Below are 24,534 nucleotides of genomic sequence, written 5' to 3'. Positions count from 1 at the left end.
CTCTTGATCCAAGATCCTGAATTTTGACTGTTTCATTGGATCGAATTCTCAAGCGTGGAAGGAACGTGAATTTTTGTTACGTTCCATTCGACGCAAGGCATAACGTATCTTTGTGTAACTTATAATTTCACAAATTTACAATGGTGCCCATCCATGCGCGAACTCGATCTCCAGGCTCTTGAGCCCCGTCTGCTGTTGGATGCCGCTGCTGCCGTGACCATTGCCGAGGGCGCCGATAGCAATGGCGACAAGGTGTCGGCCACCGATACTGGTGCTTCGCTGTCGGGTACCGAAGATACGCAATTCTCGCTCTCGAGCCTGAGTGTCACGGACAGTGGCAACGTGGATGATGAGGGCAACACCACGGACGAGTACTCGCTGACCTTGCAGCTGGATCAGGCAGCCGCCGATGCAGGAGCGGAGTTCAGTAGCGGCGGCAGCAGCGCGACCCTGACCGGCACGGCCCAGCAGATCACCGATCAGCTCGCTGGACTCGTGGTCACTCCGGGAGATGATTACACCGCCGATATCACCTTGAGCCTGAGCCTCACCGAAACCACGGACGGAGTGGTGGATACTGACCGAGGCAGCCTCGATTTCGTCGCCACTCTGACACCAGTCAACGATGACCCGGTATTCGGGGACAGCGGCGCGACGGTCACCGAGGCGGGGAGTTTCACCTTCTCCATCGAGGCCCTGGGGCTGAGTGATCCGGATATTGTCAGCGGCGAGCAGGATACTGACCAACTGATCATCGAGATCGACAGCCTGCCCACGGGCGGGTCGCTGACGTTCAATGGATCTCCGGTGGCAATTGGCTCAAGTTTCGATGCAGACCAGCTCAGCAAGCTGGTCTATACCCATGGCGGCAGTGATGTGGCCGTGGGCGACAGTGATAGCTTCGCCATCACAGTGGTGGATGGCGCGGGTGGTGAGGCCTCCAATACCCTCAATATCGAGCTGATTCCTGACAACGCCGCGCCGACCGTCACGGGCGACCCCCAGCAGTTCGAGGGCGAAAATACCTCGCTGGGCCTGAGCTACACCGATGAAGAATCCGGGCATGCCGATGCGGCGGCCAATGCAACGGTGGAAATCACCGATCTGGGCAATCTCTCGGAGCGTGGCACCCTCTATCTGGATCTCAACCAGGACGGTATCGCAGATGCTGATGAGATCATCTCGGACACGTCGGATGCGGCTGCCAGTTTCACTGCAGACAAGCTCGAGTACCTGTCCTTCGCCCATGATGGGGACGAGCCGATTGTCGATGACTTGCCCAGTTTCACCATCAAGGTGACTGACGCAGGTGGCGGTGAAGGGGCGGGGAATGAGCTTTCCAGTGAGCGTACCGTCGAGATCAGCATTCTCGAGAATGATGATGACCCGACGCTGACGCCCACTACCGATGTGCTGGACGCTACTGATGGGGCGGTGCTGATTGATGCATCTGCCCTGAACGCGCTAGACCCTGACAGCACCGATGATCAGCTGAGCTACAAGATCGACACCTTGCCGAGCTTTGGTGAGATCCAGATTCTCAATGGGTCTGACTGGGTCAAGCTGCCGGTGGGTGGCACCTTCTCGCAGGCGCAGGTCACGGCGGGCGAGGTCCGTTATCAACAGACCCTCGTGGATGGTACTGGTGGCACGGCGGACGACTTCACCTTCACGTTGGTGGATTCCGAATTCAAGGCATTTGAAGAGGCAGGCGACGCAGGGACCTGGGGCGGCGCGGATTCACCGACCGTCGGTACGCTGAATTTCCTGATTGACAATGTGGCCGGCGGCCCCGGGGAGCAGCAACAGGAAACCATCTACGCCGAGAAGGTGAACAATACCGGCGTCATCGTGAGCGAAAGTACGGCCGATCCTGCTTCCACCGCGGTGGTCATCACAGACGATATGCTCAAATATGGCGCCGAGCTGGACGGTTACGTGCTGCCTGCGACCCAGATCGTCTATACCGTGACGAACATACCGACCAACGGGACGCTATTCCTGGATGGTCAGGCGATTTCCGACTTCGGCAGCTTCACCCAGGAAGATATCGATAATGGGCTGGTCACCTTCCTGCACGATGGCAGCGAAGATCATGAGTCCAGCTTCACGTTTACCATCCTGCCGACGGACATCGACAAGGACCCCGACACGCTCGACCCCATTACCGATGTCTTCACCATCGACGCAACACCCGTCAATGATGCTCCTGTCGCAGGTAATTCCAGTGTCGGTCTGCTCGAGAAGACCGACACGACCGATGGCATCGTTCGAATCACCAATCTGGTGATGTCGGATGTGGATGGCAGTCTGGAGAATCTGGACGGCGAGGGGGAAAGTGATGACCTCTGGTTCCAGATCACCAGCACCGAGCTTAGCGGTGGCTCACTCGAAGTCTGGGATGGCGACAGCTGGGAGGCAGCCTCCACCGATGTCTGGTACTCCCAGGCGATTCTGACCGCGCAGGCGGATGGTCAGACGGGGGGATTGCGCTACGTTCACGACGGTGGTGAAAGTGTCGACTCCCTGAACGATAGCTTCACTTTCATCGTGCGTGATGATCTGACGGCGCCGTCTGATCCCTTCGCGACGGATGCTTCTACTCCGATAGACAATGGAAACGATACCAGTGTCGTTTCCAATGTCGGCAACGTGACTATCGAAGTCACGCCCTTCAATGATGCCCCTCTGATCCCGCTGACCTCCGATGCTGCGAATCAGACGGTCATTGATGCCCTGGATCAGTCGTCCACTTCCGCCAACGATGTGCTGACGCTTGGGGAAGGGGAAACGGCAGTCATCGACAATAGCCTGCTGCAGGCCGTGGACAGCGACAACACCACGCGTCAGTCGACTTTCGTGATCACGAGCCTTCCGGAGAACGGCACCCTGACGGTGAATGGCAAGGTTCTGCGCGTCGGTAGCTCCTTCACGCAGGCTGATATCGACAGTGGGGCACTGTCCTATGAGCATGATGGTGGAGAAGGCCATAGCGACGAATTCACCTTCACTGTCAGTGATGGCCCGCTGACGACCGACGTTGCAACGTTCAGTATTGATATTACCCCGCTGAATGATGCTCCCACGCTGACAGCTCTGCAGCCTGATCCGAACCTTGTCACCAGTGTTCCCTTGACTCTGGGGAATGCCTTCACGATTGCCGATGTCGATATTGACGATGGCAATATCGATGCGCCTGATGAAGAGGATCAGATCAGCATCACCTTGGTGCTCAATGATGCTGATGGTAACCAGTTGGACGGTGGAGTCGGTGGTGATGGTGCGCTTGCAGTTGATATCACCAGTATTGTGGGTGTTGACCTGACGCAGGGTGTGTCTGGTCTTGATACTCGGCTTGTGCTGACTGGTGAGGTGTCAGCGGTTCAAGAAGCACTCACCACGCTGACTGCTGTCGTCAATAATGACTTGAATACACGGCTCAATCTTGTGGCCACGGTCGACGATCGCCTGTCCTCGACTACCGCAAATGGTGGCGAAGGAAATGAAGGGGGCGATGCAATCAGTGACGAGAACAACACTGTCACCGAGAGCATTGAACTGCTCGCATCAACCGAGAACGATGCCCCAGTCGTGACGCTACCTGCCCCTGGCGAGCTGACCGTTGTCGAGGACTCCAACTGGAACACGCTTTCAGGTATTTCTGTCGCTGACCCCGATAGTTTCGATGAAGAGATGACTGTCGAAGTGTCGGTGGCCGAGGGAAGTGTCCGGATCACGGCTGCCAATGCTGGGGATGCTACAGTCAGTGGCAACAATTCAGGCACCATCACTGTCACTGGCACACTGGATGACGTCAATACAGCACTCGCCAAGGTGCAATACCGGCCGGCGACCAATGACAATGGCACGGTAGCGCTGACAGTCACTGCGACAGATTCAGAGCTCCATGGCTCAGGGACTGCTGAAACCGGCTCAAAAACTACTGACATCACTGTCACAGCGGTCAATGATGAGCCGGTACTGACCTCCACCACACCGGTGCAGACGATGGATGATGGTCAGCCCTTGACCATCACTGGCCTTTCCGTCGCAGACATAAATGATGTCGGCCAAGAAGTCTTCACTGATAGCCAGACCGTCACAGTGACTGTGCGGGGAGGCGCCACGGGTGAAACCGGCGGCACCTTGAATATGGATGCTGCCGGAGTCACTGGCAACGGTACCAGTGAAGTGACCCTGACGGGCACACTCAGCGAAATCAATGCCGCGCTTGATGACCTCGTATTGACTGCCGCTGAAGTGAACGCAGATACGTCAGTGATACTTGATGTCGAGTTCAGTGATGATGGTAATGGCAACTTGGCTCTAGCCAATGCCTTCCTTGTCTCCACCGCCATAACGGTCAATGTTTCTGGCACCAATGATACGCCCACTATTACGGTAGGAAATAACGCCCCTGAAGTTGATGAGGATGGCAGTCTCACCCTGTCAGAGCTCGGCGTGACTCTTGCTGATGCCGATGATTTCGGTGCCGACAACCTGACGCTGACGCTGACCGTGGTTGCCCCAGACATCCCGGATCGTGGCACCTTCAGCAATGGCTCTGAAACCATAACCTTCACTGGTACTGTTGCTGAGCTGCAGACTGTCCTGGATACAGAGGTCTATAAACCTGCTGATGATTATTACGGTCAAGTTACCCTCAACATCGTGTTCAATGATGCCGGCAATACCGGCCAGGGCGGTGCACAGATAGCGACCCGTGATATCACTCTCGCGGTGACGCCGGTCAATGATCGCCCAGTGGCCGATGGCGCCGATGAATCCATCGTTGCCATTGCGGAAGACACCGCGGCAGTGGATATCGCCGGCACGGATCTCTATACGCTGCTGGTCGATCAGTACGATGACACCACCGATGATCAGACCGATGAGAATGGCAATACCGCTGCCACCACCGAGACTGATCTCACCTATGTTGCCATCGTCGGGAATACGTCTACCGACGCGCAAGGGGAGTGGGAGTACAGCACTGACGGTGGTAGCACCTGGGAGCAGATTCCCGGCAATCTGCGTAACAATAATGCCCTCATTCTGCCTGCTGATGCCGACATTCGCTTTGTGCCTGCCGACGATTTCAATGGTGAGCCTGGTGCTCTGACCGTACGTTTGGGTGATGACAGCGCAGCACTGGTTGCCAGTACCGATGCCGATGATCTTCGTAATCTGAATCAAACTGCCAATGGTGACCGCGATCTGGCGACTGGCGTCTGGTCAAGCCGCACCATTGCCATCAATACCAGCATCACTGCCGTCAATGATGCCCCGGCGACACCTGATGACAGTGTGATTCTCGCGGCCATCAATGAAGACGACACTGATCCGGCAGGCGCCACCATCGCTGATCTGGTCGGCGACAACTTCGATGACGCCTCCGCCGATGATCAGACCCAGGAGGCTGTGTCGGGTGGCAGCTCTGCCAATGCGCTGGCGGGTATCGCCATCACCTCCAATCCTGCTGACGATAGCGAAGGGACCTGGCAGTACTCCACCGATGCCGGTGCTAGCTGGACCGATGTCCCGGCTGATGTCAGCGCCAGCAATGCGCTGGTGCTGTCGGCGACTGACTCTGTGCGCTTCCTGCCGGCTGAAGATTTCAATGGCGACCCGACAGGCCTGACCTACGTCGTGGCCGACGACAGTAGCGGTGCCGTGACGTCTGGCTCCAGCGTGGATGTTTCCACCTTCGACGAGACGGGTATCTGGTCAAGCGTAACCGATGCCGACACCCTCAACACGACGGTCAATGCGATCAATGATGCACCGGTACTCTCCGGTGGCACGGCGGCGCAAGCCTTCCCCATTTCAGCTGTCGAGGCTGGCGGTGAAGGCACCGGAACCAACGAAGTGTCGCTGGTAGCCGGGGCCTCGCTCTCCGATGTCGATACTGCACTGGTCGGTGACAACTTCGGTGGTGGCACCATCACGGTTTCCATCGATGCCGCGACGGCTGCCGATGTGTTTGCCGTCGATGACTCTCTGGCGGGCTTCGCCGGTGCTTCTCTTGCTGATGGCACTCTGACGGTGACGCTTGACTCCGGAGCAACGGCGGCCCAGGTCTCGGCGCTGATTGACTCGCTGACTTATCAGAACACCAGCGATGACCCGGACACCGATACGCGTGCCTACACCATAGTCGTCAATGACGGCAACAACGACGGTCTGGCCGAAATCGATGGTGCCGGGCTGGATAGCAATGTCCTGACCGGCTATCTGCAAGTCGTGGATACCAATGACGGCCCTGTGGCGAATGATGATGCCGATGCTACCGACGAAGGCGTGGCGCTGAGCACCGCTGATACCCCCAATCTGTTCGACAACGATACGGATCTGGATACCCCTACTGATGACTTCACCATCACCCAGGTGAATGGCAATTCTGGTGGGGTAGGCAGCGCGGTCTCGGGCAGCGAGGGCGGCTCCTTCACGGTCAATGCCGATGGCACCTGGAGCTTTGATCCGGGCGCTGATTTCGACGGCCTCACCGATGGCGAGAGTGCTGTCACCACCATTACCTATCAGGTCAGCGATGGCGAGGGCGGCGTCTCGACCGCCACCGTCAGTGTGACCGTCAATGGTGTCGATGACACCCCGACGCTGACCCCGGACACCGGCAATGTCACTGAAGATACCGATGTCACCTCCGACAACCTGACCACCAGCGGTACGCTTGATGCGGGCACGGGCGGTGACAACGGGGAAGACAAGTTCACGCCTGAGACAGTATCGGGCTCCTATGGAGCGCTGGTGGTCGATGCCGATGGCAACTGGTCCTACAGTGCCGACAATACCCAGGATGTCATTCAGCAGCTCAATCAGGGCGCCACGCTGACGGATACCCTGACCGTCACCAATGCGGATGGTGTCACTCAGACCACCGTCAGCATCACCATCACCGGTGTCAATGATGCACCGGTCGCTGTCGCCGATACTGGCGAGACTGCGGAAAATCTCGAGCTGAGCGTCGCGGCTGAAGATGGCGTACTGGCCAATGACACGGATATCGATACCGGCTCCACCGGCACCGTCAGTCAGGTGGCCGGTGATACCTCAGGCGTTGGGGCAGCGGTCGCCATGGCAGGGGGCGGTACTGTCACCATTGCCGCGGATGGCAGCTATGTCTTCGCGCCGGGGACTGACTTCGATTATCTCGCCGAGGGTGCGACTGCCACGACCACCGTTGCCTATACGGTCATTGATGACAATGGCGCCGAGTCGAGCAATACGCTGACGATTACCGTGACCGGCACCAATGATGTGCCGGCCGTGGTGGAGACCCAGGCTGCTCAAGAGAGCGTCGATGGTCAGGCCATCACGCCCTTTGATGTGGTGGATCTGTTCGCGGATGCCGATGACGGCGCGGTGCTGACCTATTCGGCAACCGAACTGCCGGACGGGCTGAGCATCGACCCGGATACCGGCGTGATCAGCGGCACGCTGACCAGTGATGCCTCCCAGGGCGGTAGCGGGGGCGTTCACACTGTCACGCTGACGGCGACGGATGAGAACAATGCGCCCGTGACCACGACATTCACGTGGACCGTGGCCAATGTGGATCCCGTCGCGCAGGACAACAGCAACGCTATCTCTGAAGGACTTGCCACTGATTCCGTCAGCACGGCCGACGGCAATGTCATTTCTGATGCAGGTACCGACAGCGATGGGGGCAATGACAACGATGCCATCGTCGTCAGCGGTGTCGGGGCGGGCGCTAATCAGGGCACGGACGAAGCGGCCGGTACGCCGGTTGCAGGTAGCTACGGCAGCGTGACCATTGCCGAGGATGGCCGCTACACCTATACGCTCGATAACACCGATCCCGTCATCCAGGCGCTGGATGTCGGCGACAGTCTCACGGACACCTTCACCTACGAGGTGTCCGATGGCCAGGGTGGCACCGATACAGCGCTGCTGACGATCACCATCAATGGCACCAACGATGCTCCGGTCGCGGCCGATGATGCATCAACCACCGATGAAGACACTGCGCTGGCCACGAATGACACGACCAACGTGCTGGGCAATGACGTTGATGTAGACGCTGACTCTGCGCTTGTCGTCAGTCAGGTCAATGGCAGTGGTGCGAATGTCGGTCAGCCGGTTACCGGCAGTGAGGGTGGCGATTTCACCCTGAATGCTGACGGCAGCTGGAGCTTCGATCCCAGCGGCGATTTCGAAGCGCTGAAGGACGGCGAAAGCGCTGTCACCACCCTGACGTATCAGGTCAGCGATGGCCTGGGCGGTGTCTCCACCGCCACGGTCAGCGTGACTATCAATGGCGTTGACGATGTGCCGACTCTGACGCCGGCTGCCGGCGACGTCACGGAAGACATTGCGGTCAATGGTGAGGGCGACCTCGTGGCTGCCGGCACTCTGGCAGCAGGTACCGGCGGTGATGCAGGCGAAGACAAGTTCACCGCCGGTACTCTCACAGGGGAGTATGGTGAGCTTGCGGTCGATACCGACGGCAATTGGGCCTATAGCGCAGACAATGCGCAAGATGCCGTGCAGCAGCTCAACCAGGGCGTTGAGCTGACCGATACCTTCACGGTCACCAATGCCGATGGCGTGACCACCACGACGGTCACTATCACTCTCACCGGAGTGAACGATGCGCCGGTGGCCGAAGCGGACACCGTCACCACGGCCGAAAATGCCAACCTGGTGGTGGACGCCGTCGAGGGTGTGCTCAGCAATGACACCGATATCGACACAGGCTCCACAAGCGTCGTCAGTCAGGTCGCGGGCACCGCCGCCGGGGTGGATGCCGCAGTCGACATGACCGGGGGCGGCAGCATCACCATCGCCGAGGATGGCAGCTATACCTTCGCGCCGGGGTCCGATTTCGACACTCTGGCCGTCGGTGAGAGCGCCACCACCACCATCGCCTACACGGTGCAGGATGATAACGGTGCAGAATCCAGCAGCACCCTGACCATCACCGTGACTGGCACCAATGACGCGCCGATCGTCGTCGCGACCCAGGGCGATCAGACCCATGAAGATGGCGAGGCGATCACCGAGTTCTCGGTGGCCAGCCTGTTCGAGGATGTCGATAACGGTGCCGAACTCACTTACAGCGCTGCACAGTTGCCGGACGGCCTGAGTCTGGACCCGCAGACGGGTGTCATCAGCGGCACCTTGAGCAGCGATGCCTCTCAGGGCGGCACTGATGGGGTGCATACCGTCGTGCTCACCGCGGACGATGGCAACGGTGGGGTGATCACCACATCCTTCACCTGGACCGTGGCCAACGTGGTGCCGGTGGCAGAGGACAACAGCGATTCTCTCGACGAAGGCGTGGCAGACACCAGTGTCAGCCAGGCTCAGGGGAACGTGATCAACGACGCCGGCACGGACAGTGATGGCGGCAACGACAACGATGACATCGTGGTCAGCGGTGTCGGTTTCGGCGAGAACGTCGCCACGGGGTCTGCAGCTGATACCGAGGTGTCCGGCACCTATGGCGCCGTCGTGATCGAAGCGGACGGCAGCTACACCTATACGCTGGACAACAGCAACGCAGCGGTTCAGGCGCTGGATATCGGCGACAGTCTGGTCGAGACCTTCACCTACGAGATTTCCGATGGCCAGGGTGGCGTTGCGACTGCTCTGCTGACACTCACCATCAACGGCACCAATGATGCCCCGGTATTGGTGGACAACGCTCAACCCGTCGAGCAGAACGATGCGGATGGCGATGAAGTGACGCCGGTGGATGTCTCCACCGCCTTCGCGGATGTCGATGGCGATGCCGTGCTGACCTATAGCGCAGCGAACCTGCCGGACGGCCTGACCATTGATCCGGATACGGGCGTGATCAGCGGAACGCTGACCAGCGATGCCTCCCAGGGCGGCACCGACGGCGCGCATTCCGTGACCGTCACGGCGACCGATGAACAGAACGCGACCGTCACCAGCACTTTCGTGTGGAATATCGACAACGTGGCACCGGTGGCGCAGGACAACATCGCGAGCGTGTCGGAAGGGCTCGATACCACCAGTACCAGTGCGACAGGCGGCAATGTCCTGACTGACGCGGCGCTGGATGCCAGTGTCGATGCGGACGGGGGAAATGATACCGATACCCTGAGTGTCAGCGGTGTCGGGGCGGGTCAGACCGTGGTGGACGCGGCAACGACTGCCTCGGGCACCTACGGCAGCCTCTCACTCGATAGTGCCGGCGATTACGACTATACCCTCGACAACACCAATCCGGATGTTCAGGCCCTGGCAGTGGGGGAAAGTGTCACCGAGACCTTCACCTACGCGATTTCCGATGGCCAGGGAGGCTCGGATACCGCCGAGCTGACCATCACCATCAACGGGACCAACGATGCGCCGGCCATCACGATTGCGACTGGTGACAGCATCAGCGCCGCGCTTTCAGAGTCGGATAGCGGCTTGACCGCGGCTGGCACCCTGACGGTCACCGATGTCGATACCTCCGACAGCGTGACGCCCACGGTCGAGGCGGTGGTCGCAGACGGGGACGTCAATGGCTTGTCGGATGCCGCACTGCTTGCGATGTTCAGCGTGGATGGTGGCGCAATCATCGACGGCACTGCCAACGACGGTACCCTGAATTGGGGCTTCGACAGCAGCGCGCTTCCCGAAGCCTTTGATCATCTCGAGCAGGGGGAAGTGCTGACCCTGACGTATCAGGTCGATGTCGCGGATGGCAACGGCGGTACCGACACTCAGGACGTCATGCTGACCATTACCGGCACCAATGATGCGCCGGTGTTGGTCGCAGGCGCTCAGCCGCAAGATCAGTCTGACAATGACGGCCATGCGATCACGCCGTTCAGCGTCGCGGATGCCTTCGCTGACGTCGACAACGAGGCAGTATTGAGCTTTGCCGCTGACAATCTGCCCCCGGGCCTGGTGATCGATGCCGACACCGGCGAGATCAGCGGCACCCTGTCACCGGATGCCTCCATCGGCGGAGACGACGGTGTCTATACCGTCACGCTGACGGCCACGGATGAAAACGGTGCCGAGGTCACGACGACCTTCACCTGGAGCGTGGCCAACGTCGCCCCGCAAGCCGAGAACGATGCTGCGTTCGTGACGGAAGGGCTTGATGCCGGCGACAGCAGTGACGTCAGTGGCAATGTCCTTGCCGCTGCGGGTGCCGGTGTCAATGACCAGGCAGACAGTGATGGCGGCAACGACTCGGATGCGCTTGTCGTCAGTGGCCTGGCCTTCGGGGCGGTCCCGAGCGCCTTCACTGCCGCCGGCAGCGATGTCGAGGGCAATTATGGCGCTGTCATCATCAATGAAGACGGCACCTATACCTATGCCCTGAACAATGCCCACGAAGATGTCCAGGCATTGGCAGAGGGCGAGGTGCTCAGCGAAACCTTCACCTACCAGATCTCGGATGGACAGGGCGGCACGGACACCGCACTGCTTACCATCACCATCAATGGCAGCAATGATGCCCCGCTCATCGCGATTGAAGGCGATGACAGCGCGGCCGAAGCGCTGACCGAGACTGACGACACGCTTGCCACTTCTGGCACGCTGTCCGTCAGTGATCTCGATACCTCGGATATCGTCACGTCCAGTATTGATTCCGTGACAGCTACCGGCGACACCGACGGCCTGAGCAATGCCGAGCTGCTGGGCATGCTCTCCGTCGATGCTGACGCGATCATCGATGGCGAAGCCAATGACGGCACGCTGAACTGGAGCTTCGACAGTAACAGTGTCGCCGGTGAAGCGTTTGACCACCTCGCCGTCGGCGAAAGTCTGGTGCTCGACTACACCGTGGTCGTCACCGACAGCCAGGGCGCGAGCGCCGAGCAGGTCGTTTCGATCAACATCAACGGCACCAATGATGCACCAGTCATTGCCGTTGAAGGCGACGACAGTGCCAGCGCCGACCTGTTCGAGACCAACGCACCGCTCTCCGCCGACGGCACCCTGTCCGTCAGTGATCTCGACACCACCGACGACGTCACCCCGAGCGTCACGGCTGTCGCTGCTGATGGCGACACCGACGGCCTGAGCAATGCTGAGCTGCTGAGCATGCTGAGTGTGGATGCCGACGCGATCATCGCCAACACCGAGAATGACGGCACCCTCAACTGGGCATTCGACAGCGCGAATCTGCCGGAAGCGTTTGATCATCTTGCGCTGGATGAGACGCTGGTGCTGGATTACACAGTGCAGGTGACTGACAGCCAGGGAGCGACGGCGGAGCAGGTGGTGACCATCACCATCACCGGCACCAATGATGCACCGGTACTGGTTGCTGACGCGCAGCCCGCTGATCAGGCCGATAATGATGGCGACCCCATCACGCCGTTCAGCGTCGCGGATGCCTTCACGGACATCGACAATGATACCGTGCTGAGTTTCTCGGCTGACAACCTGCCGGACGGGATCGAGATTGATCCGACCAGCGGTGAAATCAGTGGCACCTTGTCGACGGATGCCTCCATCGGCGGTGACAACGATGACGGCACCTACACCGTCATCCTGACAGCGACCGATGAGAATGGCGCCACTGTTACCACATCATTTACCTGGACAGTAGCCAACGTCGCGCCCGAGGCCTTCGACAACGTGGCGGATCTCGAAGAAGGTATCGCCACCGGCGATACCAGCACTGCCACAGGCAATGTCCTCGATGATGCGCAACCGGATGCCGACACCGATGGCGGCAATGACAGCGATGCACTGATCGTCAGTGGTATCGGTGCTGGCACCAACGCCGGTACGGCAAGTGCGGTCGATACTGACGTGACCGGTACCTATGGCAGCATCACCGTCGCGGAAGATGGCAGCTACACCTACACCTTGGACAACACCAATCCTGACGTTCAGGCACTGGCCGTCGGGGAAAGCCTAAACGAGACCTTTACCTATCAGATCTCCGATGGCCAGGGTGGTTTCGATACGGCATTGCTCACCATCACCATCAACAGCACCAATGATGCGCCTGTCATCGACATTGATGGCGACGATAGCGCGGCCGCGATTCTGACCGAAACAGATGCAACCCTGAGTGCCGCCGGAACCTTGTCGGTCAGTGATGTCGATACCACCGACGAAGTGACGCCGAGCGTCACTGCGGTGACCGCCGACGGCGATGTCGATGGCCTGACCAACGATCAGTTGCTAGGCATGCTCTCCGTCGATGCTGACGCCATCATCAATGGCGAAGCCAATGACGGCACCCTGAACTGGACCTTCGATAGCTCAAGCGTCGCCGGTGAAGCCTTCGATCACCTCGCAGTGGGCGAGAGCCTGGTGCTGGATTACACCGTGGTCGTCACCGACAGCCAGGGCGCGACCGCCGAGCAGGTCGTCCAGATCACCATCAACGGCACCAATGATGTGCCTGTCATTGCCATTGAAGGTGACGACAGCGCCGCCGAGTCGCTGACCGAGACCGACGACACGCTTGCGACCTCCGGCACGCTCTCCGTGAGTGATCTGGATACCAGCGACGAAGTCACGCCGAGCGTCACGGCCGTGACCGCCACTGGTGACACCGATGATCTGAGCAATGCCGAGCTGCTGAGCATGCTCTCCGTCGACGCCGATGCCATCATCGATGGCGTCAGCAACGACGGCACGCTGAACTGGACCTTCGATAGTTCCAGCGTCGAAGGCGAGGCGTTCGATCACCTCGCAGTGGGCGAGAGCCTGGTGCTGGATTACACCGTGGTCGTCACCGACAGCCAGGGTGCGACCGCCGAGCAGGTCGTCTCGATCACCATCAATGGCAGCAACGATGCGCCTGTCATTGCCCTCGAAGGCGATGACAGTGCGAGCGAGTCGCTGACCGAGACGGATGACACCCTGACCACCGCCGGTACGCTCTCCGTGAGCGATCTGGATACCACCGACGAAGTCACGCCGAGCGTCACCGCCGTGACCGCGACGGGTGACACCGATGGCCTGAGCAATGCCGAGCTGCTGAGCATGCTCTCCGTCGACGCCGATGCCATCATCGATGGCGTCAGCAACGACGGCACCCTGAACTGGACCTTCGACAGCTCAAGCGTCGCTGGCGAGGCGTTCGATCACCTCGCCGTTGGCGAAAGCCTGGTGCTGGATTACACCGTGGTCGTCACCGACAGCCAGGGTGTGACCGCCGAGCAGGTTGTCTCGATCACCATCAACGGCAGCAACGATGCGCCTGTCATTGCCATTGAAGGCGACGACAGTGCGAGCGAGTCGCTGACCGAGACGGATGACACCCTGACCACCGCCGGGACGCTCTCCGTGAGTGATCTGGACACCACTGACGAAGTCACGCCGAGCGTCACCGCCGTGACCGCGACGGGTGACACCGATGGCCTGAGCAATGCCGAGCTGCTGAGCATGCTCTCCGTCGACGCCGATGCCATCATCGATGGCGTCAGCAACGACGGCACCCTGAACTGGACTTTCGACAGCAGCAGTGTCGCTGGCGAAGCCTTCGATCACCTCGCCGTCGGCGAGAGTCTGGTGCTGGATTACACCGTGGTTGTCACCGACAGACAGGGTGTGACCGCCGAGCAGGTTGTCTCGATCACCATCAGTGGCACCAACGATGCGCCTGTCATTGCCATTGAAGGCGACGACAGTGCGGCGGAAACACTGACCGAGACAGACGCCACCCTGACCACCTCCGGTACGCTCTCCGTGAGTGATCTGGATACCACCGACGAAGTCATGCCGAGCGTCACGGCCGTGACCGCCACCGGTGACACTGATGGCTTGAGCAACGATCAGCTGCTGGGCATGCTCTCCGTCGATGCTGACGCCATCATCGATGGTGCCAACAACGACGGCACCCTGAACTGGACGTTCGACAGCTCAAGCGTCGAAGGTGAAGCCTTCGATCACCTCGCTGTCGGCGAAAGCCTGGTGCTGGATTACACCGTGGTCGTCACCGACAGCCAGGGCGCCACTGCCGAGCAGGTCGTCTCGATCACCATCAATGGTAGCAACGATGCTCCGGTCATTGCCATTGAAGGTGACGACAGCGCTGCCGAGTCACTTACAGAAACCGACGCGCCGCTGACCACCGCCGGCACGCTCTCCGTGAGTGATCTGGATACCACCGACGAAGTCACGCCGAGCGTCACCGCCGTGACTGCAACTGGTGACACCGACGGCCTGAGCAATGCCGAGCTGCTGGGCATGCTCTCCGTCGACGCCGATGCCATCATCGATGGTGCCAACAATGACGGCACCTTGAACTGGACCTTCGATAGCTCAAGCGTCGCCGGTGAAGCCTTCGATCACCTCGCGGTGGGCGAGAGCCTGGTGCTTGATTACACCGTGGTCGTCACCGACAGCCAGGGGGTGACCGCGGAGCAGGTCGTCAGCATCACCATCAACGGCACCAATGATGCGCCTGTCATTGCCATTGAAGGTGACGACAGCGCCGCCGAGTCGCTGACCGAGACCGACGACACGCTGACCACCGCCGGCACGCTCTCCGTGAGCGATCTGGATACCAGCGACGAAGTCACGCCGAGCGTCACCGCCGTGACTGCAACTGGTGACACCGATGGCCTGAGCAATGCCGAGCTGCTGGGCATGCTATCCGTCGACGCCGATGCCATCATCGATGGCGTCAGCAACGACGGCACGCTGAACTGGACCTTCGACAGCAGCAGTGTTGCTGGCGAAGCTTTCGATCACCTCGCTGTCGGCGAGAGCCTGGTGCTGGATTACACCGTGGTCGTCACCGACAGCCAGGGTGCGACCGCCGAGCAGGTCGTCTCGATCACCATCAACGGCAGCAACGATGCGCCGGTCATTGCCATTGAAGGCGATGACAGCGCGAGCGAAACGCTGACCGAGACGGATGACACCCTGACCACCGCCGGCACGCTCTCCGTGAGCGATCTGGACACCACCGACGAAGTCACGCCGAGCGTCACCGCCGTGACCGCGACGGGTGACACCGACGGCCTGAGCAATGCCGAGCTGCTGGGCATGCTCTCCGTCGACGCCGATGCCATCATCGATGGCGTCAGCAACGACGGCACCCTGAACTGGACCTTCGACAGCAGCAGCGTCGCTGGCGAAGCCTTCGATCACCTCGCCGTCGGCGAGAGTCTGGTGCTGGATTACACCGTGGTTGTCACCGACAGCCAGGGTGTGACCGCCGAGCAGGTCGTCAGCATCACCATCAACGGCACCAATGATGCGCCTGTCATTGCCATTGAAGGCGACGACAGTGCGAGCGAGTCGCTGACCGAGACGGATGACACCCTGACCACCGCCGGCACGCTCTCCGTGAGTGATCTGGATACCAGCGACGAAGTCACGCCGAGCGTCACGGCCGTGACCGCCACTGGTGACACCGATGATCTGAGCAATGCCGAGCTGCTGGGCATGCTGAGTGTCGACGCCGATGCCATCATCGATGGCGTCAGCAATGACGGCACGCTGAACTGGACCTTCGATAGTTCCAGCGTCGAAGGCGAGGCGTTCGATCATCTGGCGGTGGGCGAGAGCCTGGTGCTGGATTACACCGTGGTCGTCACCGACAGCCAGGGCGCCACTGCCGAGCAGGTCGTCCAGATCACCATCAATGGCAGCAACGATGCGCCTGTCATTGCCATTGAAGGCGACGACAGTGCGAGTGAGTCGCTGACCGAGACCGACGACACGCTTGCGACCTCCGGCACGCTCTCCGTGAGCGATCTGGATACCACCGACGAAGTGACGCCGAGCGTCACGGCCGTGACCGCCACCGGTGACACCGACGGCCTGAGCAATGCCGAGCTGCTGGGCATGCTCTCCGTCGACGCTGACGCGATCATCGCCAATACCGAGAATGACGGCACGCTGAACTGGACCTTCGACAGCAGCAGTGTCGCTGGCGAAGCCTTCGATCACCTCGCCGTCGGCGAAAGCCTGGTGCTGGATTACACCGTGGTCGTCACCGACAGCCAGGGTGCGACCGCCGAGCAGGTCGTCCAGATCACCATCAACGGCAGCAACGATGCGCCGGTGCTTGTGGATGGTGAGCAGCCGATCGATCAGAGCAGTAATGATGGCGATCCGATCACACCATTCTCTGTCGCGGATGCCTTCACTGATATTGATAACGGAGCAGAGCTGAGCTTCTCTGCTGACAACCTGCCGGATGGCCTGGTAATCGACCCGGCCACCGGCGAGATCAGCGGCACGCTGTCCCCGGATGCCTCCGCCGGCGGTGATAACGCTGACGGCATCTACACCGTCACGCTGACCGGCACCGATGAGAATGGTGCTGGGGTCACCACGACCTTCACCTGGACCGTGGCCAACGTTGCACCGCAAGCCTTCGACAACACTGCCGAGCTGGAAGAGGGCGTCGCGATCAGCGACACCAGCACTACGACCGGCAATGTCCTGAGCGATGGCGATACCAATGGTGACGTCGATGTCGACGGCGGCAACGACACGGATACGCTGGTCGTCAGCGGCATCGGTGCTGGCGCCAATGCCGACACTGACATCGCCGCAGGCACGCCGGTTACCGGCACCTACGGCAGCGTCACCATCGCCGAAGACGGCAGCTACACCTACACGCTGGACAACATCAATGCGGAAGTTCAGGCGCTCGCCGAAGGCGAGGTGATCACCGAGACCTTCACCTACGAGATCTCCGATGGGCAGGGCGGCACCGACACGGCGCTGCTCACCGTCACCATCAACGGCACCAATGATGCGCCAAGGGCGACCCTTCGAGCTCCGCAGGTAGAGACGGGAAGTGACGGGGAAGAAATTGCACCGATCAGCCTTCAGGATGCCTTCCAGGACGTCGATAGCGGCGCTCAGCTGAGCTATACGGCCGAAAATCTGCCAGATGGTCTGGTCATTGATCCGGTGACGGGTGTCATCAGCGGCACAATTGCCAACGATGCCTCCCAGTCAGGCAACACCCCGACGGACGGTCGCTACACCGTGACCGTGACAGCCACGGATGAGCAAGGCCAATCGGCTGACGTCACATTGAACTTCTTCGTGGCCAACGTCGCGCCTGACGCCTTCGACAATACCGCCGAGCTGGATGAGGGCATCGCCACCAGCGACACCAGCACTACGACCGGCAATGTGCTCAGCGATGGTGACATCAATGGGGACGTCGATATCGATGGCGGCAACGACACGGATGCGCTGGTCGTCAGCGGCATCGGTGCTGGCACCAATGCCGGGACTGACACCGCCGCAGGCACGCCGGTTACCGGCACCTACGGCAGCGTCACCATCGCCGAAGACGGCAGCTACACCTACACGCTGGACAACATCAATGCGGAAGTTCAGGCGCTCGCCGAAGGCGAGGTGATCACCGAGACCTTCACCTACGAGATCTCCGATGGCCAGGGCGGCACCGACACGGCGCTGCTCACCGTCACCATCAACGGCACCAATGATGCGCCAAGGGCGACCCTTCGAGCTCCGCAGGTAGAGACGGGAAGTGACGGGGAAGAAATTGCACCGATCAGCCTTCAGGATGCCTTCCAGGACGTCGATAGCGGCGCTCAGCTGAGCTATACGGCCGAAAATCTGCCAGATGGTCTGGTCATTGATCCGGTGACGGGTGTCATCAGCGGCACAATTGCCAACGATGCCTCCCAGTCAGGCAACACCCCGACGGACGGTCGCTACACCGTGACCGTGACAGCCACGGATGAGCAAGGCCAATCGGCTGACGTCACATTGAACTTCTTCGTGGCCAACGTCGCGCCTGAAGCCTTCGACAATACCGCCGAGCTGGATGAGGGCATCGCCACCAGCGACACCAGCACTACGACCGGCAATGTGCTCAGCGATGGTGACATCAATGGGGACGTCGATATCGATGGCGGCAACGACACGGATGCGCTGGTCGTCAGCGGCATCGGTGCTGGCGCCAATGCCGGTACTGACACCGCCGCAGGCAGGCCGGTCACCGGCACCTACGGCAGCGTCACCATTGCCGAGGACGGCAGCTACACCTACACGCTGGATAACAGCAACGCAGCGGTTCAGGCGCTCGCCGACGGGGAAGTGCTCACCGATACCTTCACCTACCAGATTGACGATGGCCAGGGCGGTACCGACACGGCGCTGCTCACCGTCACCATCAACGGCACCAACGATGCGCCGGTGCTGGTCGATGACGCACAGCCGGCGGATCAGAGTGCCAATGACGGCGACACGATCACACCGTTCACCATTGCCGATGCCTTCACCGACGTCGACGACGGGGCGGTACTGACCTACAGCGTCGACAACCTGCCGGACGGTCTTGTCATTGACTCGATCACCGGCGAGATCAGCGGCACGCTGTCCTCAGATGCCTCCACCGGCGGTGACAATAACGACGGTATCTATACCGTCACGCTGACCGGCACCGACGAGAACGGCTTGGATGTCACCACGACCTTCACCTTCGAGGTAGAGAATCCTGCGCCGCTGGCATTGGATCAAAGCGCGGACGTCTCCGAGGACGGAGTGACGACTGCCGAGGGCAGCCTGCTGGTCGATGCTGATGGCGAGCCGGTGACTATCGATGGTGATGGCGATTCACTGCTCATTGCGAGCATCAATGGTCAGGCCGTCGCTGGCAGCGATACCGTGATCCAGGGCACCTACGGTCAATTGATCATCTCTGTCGATGGCACCTGGAAGTATGTGCTGGACAACGACAGTGATGCCATCCAATCCCTCGATGATGGTCAGCAGGTGACGGATGACTTCAGCTTCGTGGTCAGTGATGGAGAAGGGGGCACGGCAGCCGGTGAGTTGACGATCCGGGTGGCTGGTCTCAGCGATAACGTCGTTCCGGAACCCGTGGTGCCGGTGACGCCAGTCGAAGGCTCCTCCGGTAATGGTTACCCGACGGGCAGAGCAACAGCTGGATCTGATGAAGGTGGAGCAGGCTTCCTGCCGGAAGGTGACGAGGAGCTTTTCCAACCGCTCAGCGATTCTACCTTGGTGGATATTCCGAGCATTCAGCCGGTTCAGTTGACCATCATCCTGCGTGATGTCGTGGCCAATGAAGCCGTGTATGAATTTGCGCTGCCGGCGGGCGCATTTGAAAGCACCAACAATGAAGAGATCAAGGTTGAAGCGACGAGAACCGATGGGTCGCCGTTGCCCGACTATGTCGCTTTCGACAGTGATTCCCTCAACTTCCGTGTCAATAGGGCGCTGGCCTTGTCTTTGGGCGTTGAGCGAGTCGACGTCAAGGTCATCGGTCGCGACGAATCCGGCAATGAGGCCAGTACCACCTTCGTCATCTACCTGACGCCTGAGCAGGAAGAGGAAGAGAGTCTCGAGTATTACCGCAACCTCGCCAACGACGGTGAAGAGCAGCCGCCGGCAGAAGGGCAGCAGGAAGACGAAGCAGAGCCGAGCACTGAAGTCACAGGCACACCTGATCTCGAAAACGGTGAGGATCAGGCTAGCGTATCTGGTGCCGTGCCACTGTCCGAGATGCTCAAGGTGGCCGGACGTGACGGGTTCAGTCACGACCATGCAGACGTGCTGGCCGATCTGATGGCGTTGTTGAGTGATGATTCAGAAAATTCTTGATTATCGTTAACAGAATAAACCGCAATGAGCTCACGATAGCGAGAAAGTGAGCTTGTCCAATACAAGGTGTCCGCCTGCCCCATATCAAGGGGTGGGTGAACAAGAGCAAGGGAACGAGGCGAGATCATGACGGGAAACAAAACAACGGAAACCGCCCGGGCGTTGTCTGAGTCGCGCGGGCGGGGTCGCCTCAAGACTCTGGCGACGATGGTTGCCATCAGCGCCGCGGGCATTGCCTTGTCGGCATGTGGCACCGTGCAACCTGAGCCTCTGGATCGCCAGGATATCGCGACTGCCATCCAGAGCGATGAAATGCTCTTCGAGCAGATGACACCGGCCATCACCGAGCCGCTGGATCTCAATCATGCGATGGCGCGTGCGCTGAAGTACAACCTCGACAATCGCGTCAAGCTGATGGAGCAGGCGTTGGCCGAGCAGAGCTTCAATCTGGCCAAGATGGACATGCTGCCGGTATTGGCGGCTAATGCCGGTTTCACCAGCCGAAACAATGAAGATGCTTCCTCGAGCGAGAACGTGCGTACCGGCGTGCAGAGTCTTGCCCAGTCGACCTCTGTCGACAAGGATCGGACGGATGCCGATCTGCGCCTTTCCTGGAACGTGCTGGATTTCGGTGTCAGCTACCTGAAGGCCAAGCAGGAGGCGGACCGCTTCCTGATCGTCAAGAACGCCCGGCGTGACATCATGGCCAAGCTGCTTCAGCAGACGCGCAGCGCCTATTGGAAGGCTGCGGTGACGCAGAAGTTGAAGCCGCGCATCGATGCCTTGCTGATAGATACCGAAAAGGCGCTCGCGCAGCTGGATCAGATCCAGCGCGAACGATTGCGGGCGCCGTTGGATGTCCTGCAGGAGCAGCGCCAGCTGCTCTCCATCATGCGCAATCTGAAGAGCTTGCAGCGTTCCGTCGAAACTTCGCAGATCGAACTGGCGAGCCTGATCAATCAGGCGCCCAATGTCGAGATCCCCTTGCAGGCGCCGAGTGAGTTGCCGGAACTTCCTCCGTTGCCTTCCAATGACCTGGATGTGTTGGAGCGTGTCGCGCTGGCCAACAGCGGAGAGTACGTCGGTCAGCTCTACAATGCGCGCATCGCGCAACGTGAAGCGCGCAAGAGCATGGTGCGACTGCTGCCGGGGCTGGAGTTCTCCTACAGCGCCAATTACGACAGCAACAGCTACCTCTACAACGACACCTGGGCACAGGCGGGTGTGCGAGTCAGTTGGAATATCTTCCGTCTGTTCGCGATCGATGAGATCAAGGCTCAGAACGAGGCGCGTGACCAGATGGTCGAAGCGCGTCGTCTCGCCAGCAACATGGCGACGCTGGCACGGGTGAATCTGGGCTGGCAGCAGTACCACAACTCGCTGGATAGCCTGGCGATCGCGCAGCGCTTCCAGGCATTGGATGAGCAGATCGCGGACTTCAGCAAGCAGGCGCGTGCTAGCCGTGCGATCTCAGGGACGCAATCCCTGCTCAATCAGGCCAAGGCCTTGAACTCCGTGCTGAGCAATTCATTGGCTTACGCTGATGCACAGGACGCCTATGGTGGCTTCCTGTTCAGTCTGGGCTTCAATCCGGTGCCCGAGGATTACCAGCGTTACGACGTCGATACGCTGGCCAGCAATCTGGATGCCTCCTTCCGCCAGTGGTCAGGCGGCAGCCTGCCACTGCAGGACCCGGCACTCTGGCTGGAAGCCCAGTCCGACACAACCCAAGCACAGGACGGTCAGGCCAGTCTGTAAGCTAGCCTCCCGCCATATTTCAACAGGGATGCTGACGATGATGATCGCAGGTAAAGGTATCAATCGCGACATGGCGAGGTTGGGGGGAACCCTGCTGGTCGCCATGCTGCCCGGGCTGATGGGTGTTGCGCACGGGGCGGATCAGCCGACCGTTCGCGGTCAGGTCAGTGCTGTCAATTCCACCATTCTGGCGGCGCCTCTTTCGGGGCGCCTGCTCGAAGTCAATCGGCGTGTCGGGGAAGAGGTCAACAAGGGCGATGTGCTGGTGCGCTTCGATTGTCGTTCTCTGAAGGCGGAGCGGGCAGTCGCGAGTGCGCGTCTGTCCGGTGCAAGTTCCCAGTACAAGGTCAACAAGCAGCTGGCGCGCTATGACAATGTCAGCCAGCTGGACGTGGATCTGTCGCGAGCAGCGGTCAATGAGGCCAGTTCCTCGGTCAAGCTGTCGGATGTCTATCTCAGTGATTGCACCATCACGGCGCCCTTCGATGCAGAAGTGGTCTCGCGTGCGGTCAATCCTCATCAGTTCGTCTCCAATGGCGAGCCTATGATGGAGCTGGTGAGTTCCGATGAGCTCGAGATCGAGGCCGTCATTCCCGCCATGTGGCTGGGGCAGGTCGGCGCAGGCACACCGATGACCTTCATCGCAGATGCCACGGGAGCGGAACTTTCCGGCAAGATCGTGCGCGTCGTCGACAACATTGACCCGGTCAGCCAGACCCTCAAGGTGATCGCGCGGCCGGATGCCAAGCCGGATGGCGGCATCAAGCCCGGCATGAGTGGTGAGGTGCATTTTCCCTCTCTGAGTCCTTCCAGCCTCGAAGATGTGGATAGTGGAGAGGCGGCACAATGAATCGGCGGGTCGAAATGCCAGGCAATGTCACGACAGATCGCCTGGCGGGGCTCATCACCTTGCAGAAGCGTTTGATGAGCGCCAAGGGGCGCAAGGAAGCAGAGTATGTGCTGGTCAATGACACAGGCTACCTCTTCCCCGCGCGCCAGATGTTGCTGGTCAGCAATGGCAAGCTCTCGTCACACTCCGGTGCCACTGATGTCGAGCAGCAGAGTCCCTACTTGCACTGGGCAAGACGCGTCATCAAGGCATTTGATCTCGATCGTCAGGTCGCCTCCACCAAGGCAGGTGACTCACAGGCGGCCAGGCCCGAGCAGGTCATGTCACTGACGCCGGAGCGCCTCAAGGAGCGTGATGCCTCTCTTGCCGAAGACTGGAGTGAGTATTGGCCGCGTGAAGGACTCTGGGTGCCCATGGTATGGCGAGGCCGTATCGAGGGTGGCTTGCTGTTGTTGCGCGAGAAGCCCTGGAATGAAGCCGAACAACGCCTGCTGACCCATTGGGTGCAAGGTGCCGAGAACGTGCTGGCACGTCATTCGGGGCGCAGGCGCCAGCCGGTGGGCAAACGTCTGCTGTGGGGCGCGGCCTTGGTGGTGATCGGTCTGTTGATGTTGGTACCGGTTCGCCTTTCCGTACTGGGGCAGGCGGAAGTGGTGCCGGAGGTCAGCAGTATCATCCGCTCGCCCCTGGATGGCGTGCTCAAGGACTTGTCCGTGGCGCCCAATCAGGTGGTGGAGAAGGGCCAGTTGCTGGCGAGTCTCGATGATGCCGAGCTAAAGGGGCGGCTGGCAGAAGCCAATCAGGCCATGGCGGTGGCACAGGCTGAATATGCGCGTGCCCGGCAGCGCTCCTTCACCGAGCGCGAGGCCAGTGCCGAGGTGCCGCTGTTGAGGGCGCGGGTGGACCAGACGCGTGCCGACGTCGAGTTTCTTGAAACACAGCTGACGCGTGTACGGGTTGAAGCGCCGCGGGGTGGGGTAGCGATCCTTGGCGATACCAGTGATTGGGCAGGGCGCCCGGTCAGGCTTGGCGAGCGTCTGCTGGAAGTGGCCGACACCCGGGGCGCCGAGGTGGAAATCTGGCTGCCGAGTGCCGACAACATTCCGCTGTCGGAAGGCGCCGAGGTCTCGTTGTTCTTGAACGTCGACCCCTCACAGGTTCGTGAAGCGCGGTTGACGCATGTCAATTATCGGGCCGAGCTGGCACCGGATGGCGAGCTCGCCTATCGCGCGCATGCCGTGTTGAGCGATGCCGAGAACCTGCCGCGCGTCGGCTGGCGGGGGACGGCCAAGGTAGAGGGTGAGCAGGTCACGCTGGGTTATTACCTGTTCCGTCGCCCGTGGGCCACGCTGCGCAGCTGGACCGGGTGGTAAGGC

Annotated in this window: 4 protein-coding genes; all 4 read left to right on the top strand. The window is 60.3% G+C overall.

Annotated features, from left to right (window positions below; translation table 11 throughout):
• The first annotated feature begins 153 nt into the window (after nt 1-153).
• The 4 genes from F8A90_RS10130 (at nt 154) to F8A90_RS10115 (ending at nt 24,531) form a co-directional block, all read left to right on the top strand.
• On the top strand, nt 154-20,550 hold the full coding sequence (locus tag F8A90_RS10130) for a VCBS domain-containing protein (protein WP_200016918.1): 20,397 nt from the start codon (nt 154-156) through the stop codon (nt 20,548-20,550).
• Between the two features lie 126 nt (nt 20,551-20,676).
• Nucleotides 20,677-22,308: a TolC family protein gene (locus F8A90_RS10125; protein ID WP_166019926.1), complete on the top strand. Its 1,632-nt coding sequence runs from the start codon at nt 20,677-20,679 to the stop codon at nt 22,306-22,308.
• Nucleotides 22,309-22,345: 37 nt separating this feature from the next.
• Entirely contained in the window at nt 22,346-23,158 is an 813-nt protein-coding gene (locus F8A90_RS10120; RefSeq protein ID WP_200016917.1) for an efflux RND transporter periplasmic adaptor subunit, read from the top strand.
• Nucleotides 23,159-23,232: 74 nt separating this feature from the next.
• Nucleotides 23,233-24,531, top strand: coding sequence for an efflux RND transporter periplasmic adaptor subunit (locus F8A90_RS10115; protein WP_200016916.1), 1,299 nt, complete (start codon nt 23,233-23,235; stop codon nt 24,529-24,531).
• Nucleotides 24,532-24,534: the final 3 nt, after the last annotated feature.

Source organism: Cobetia sp. cqz5-12 (assembly GCF_016495405.1).
Classification (GTDB): domain Bacteria; phylum Pseudomonadota; class Gammaproteobacteria; order Pseudomonadales; family Halomonadaceae; genus Cobetia.
This window is presented reverse-complemented; position numbering and strand designations above follow the sequence as displayed.

Coding starts and splice junctions, on each gene's coding strand:
- F8A90_RS10115 (WP_200016916.1), top strand. CDS start 23,233: ATGAGCGCCAAGGGGCGCAAGGAAGCAGAGTATGTGCTGGTCAATGAC.
- F8A90_RS10130 (WP_200016918.1), top strand. CDS start 154: ATGCGCGAACTCGATCTCCAGGCTCTTGAGCCCCGTCTGCTGTTGGAT.
- F8A90_RS10120 (WP_200016917.1), top strand. CDS start 22,346: ATGATGATCGCAGGTAAAGGTATCAATCGCGACATGGCGAGGTTGGGG.
- F8A90_RS10125 (WP_166019926.1), top strand. CDS start 20,677: ATGACGGGAAACAAAACAACGGAAACCGCCCGGGCGTTGTCTGAGTCG.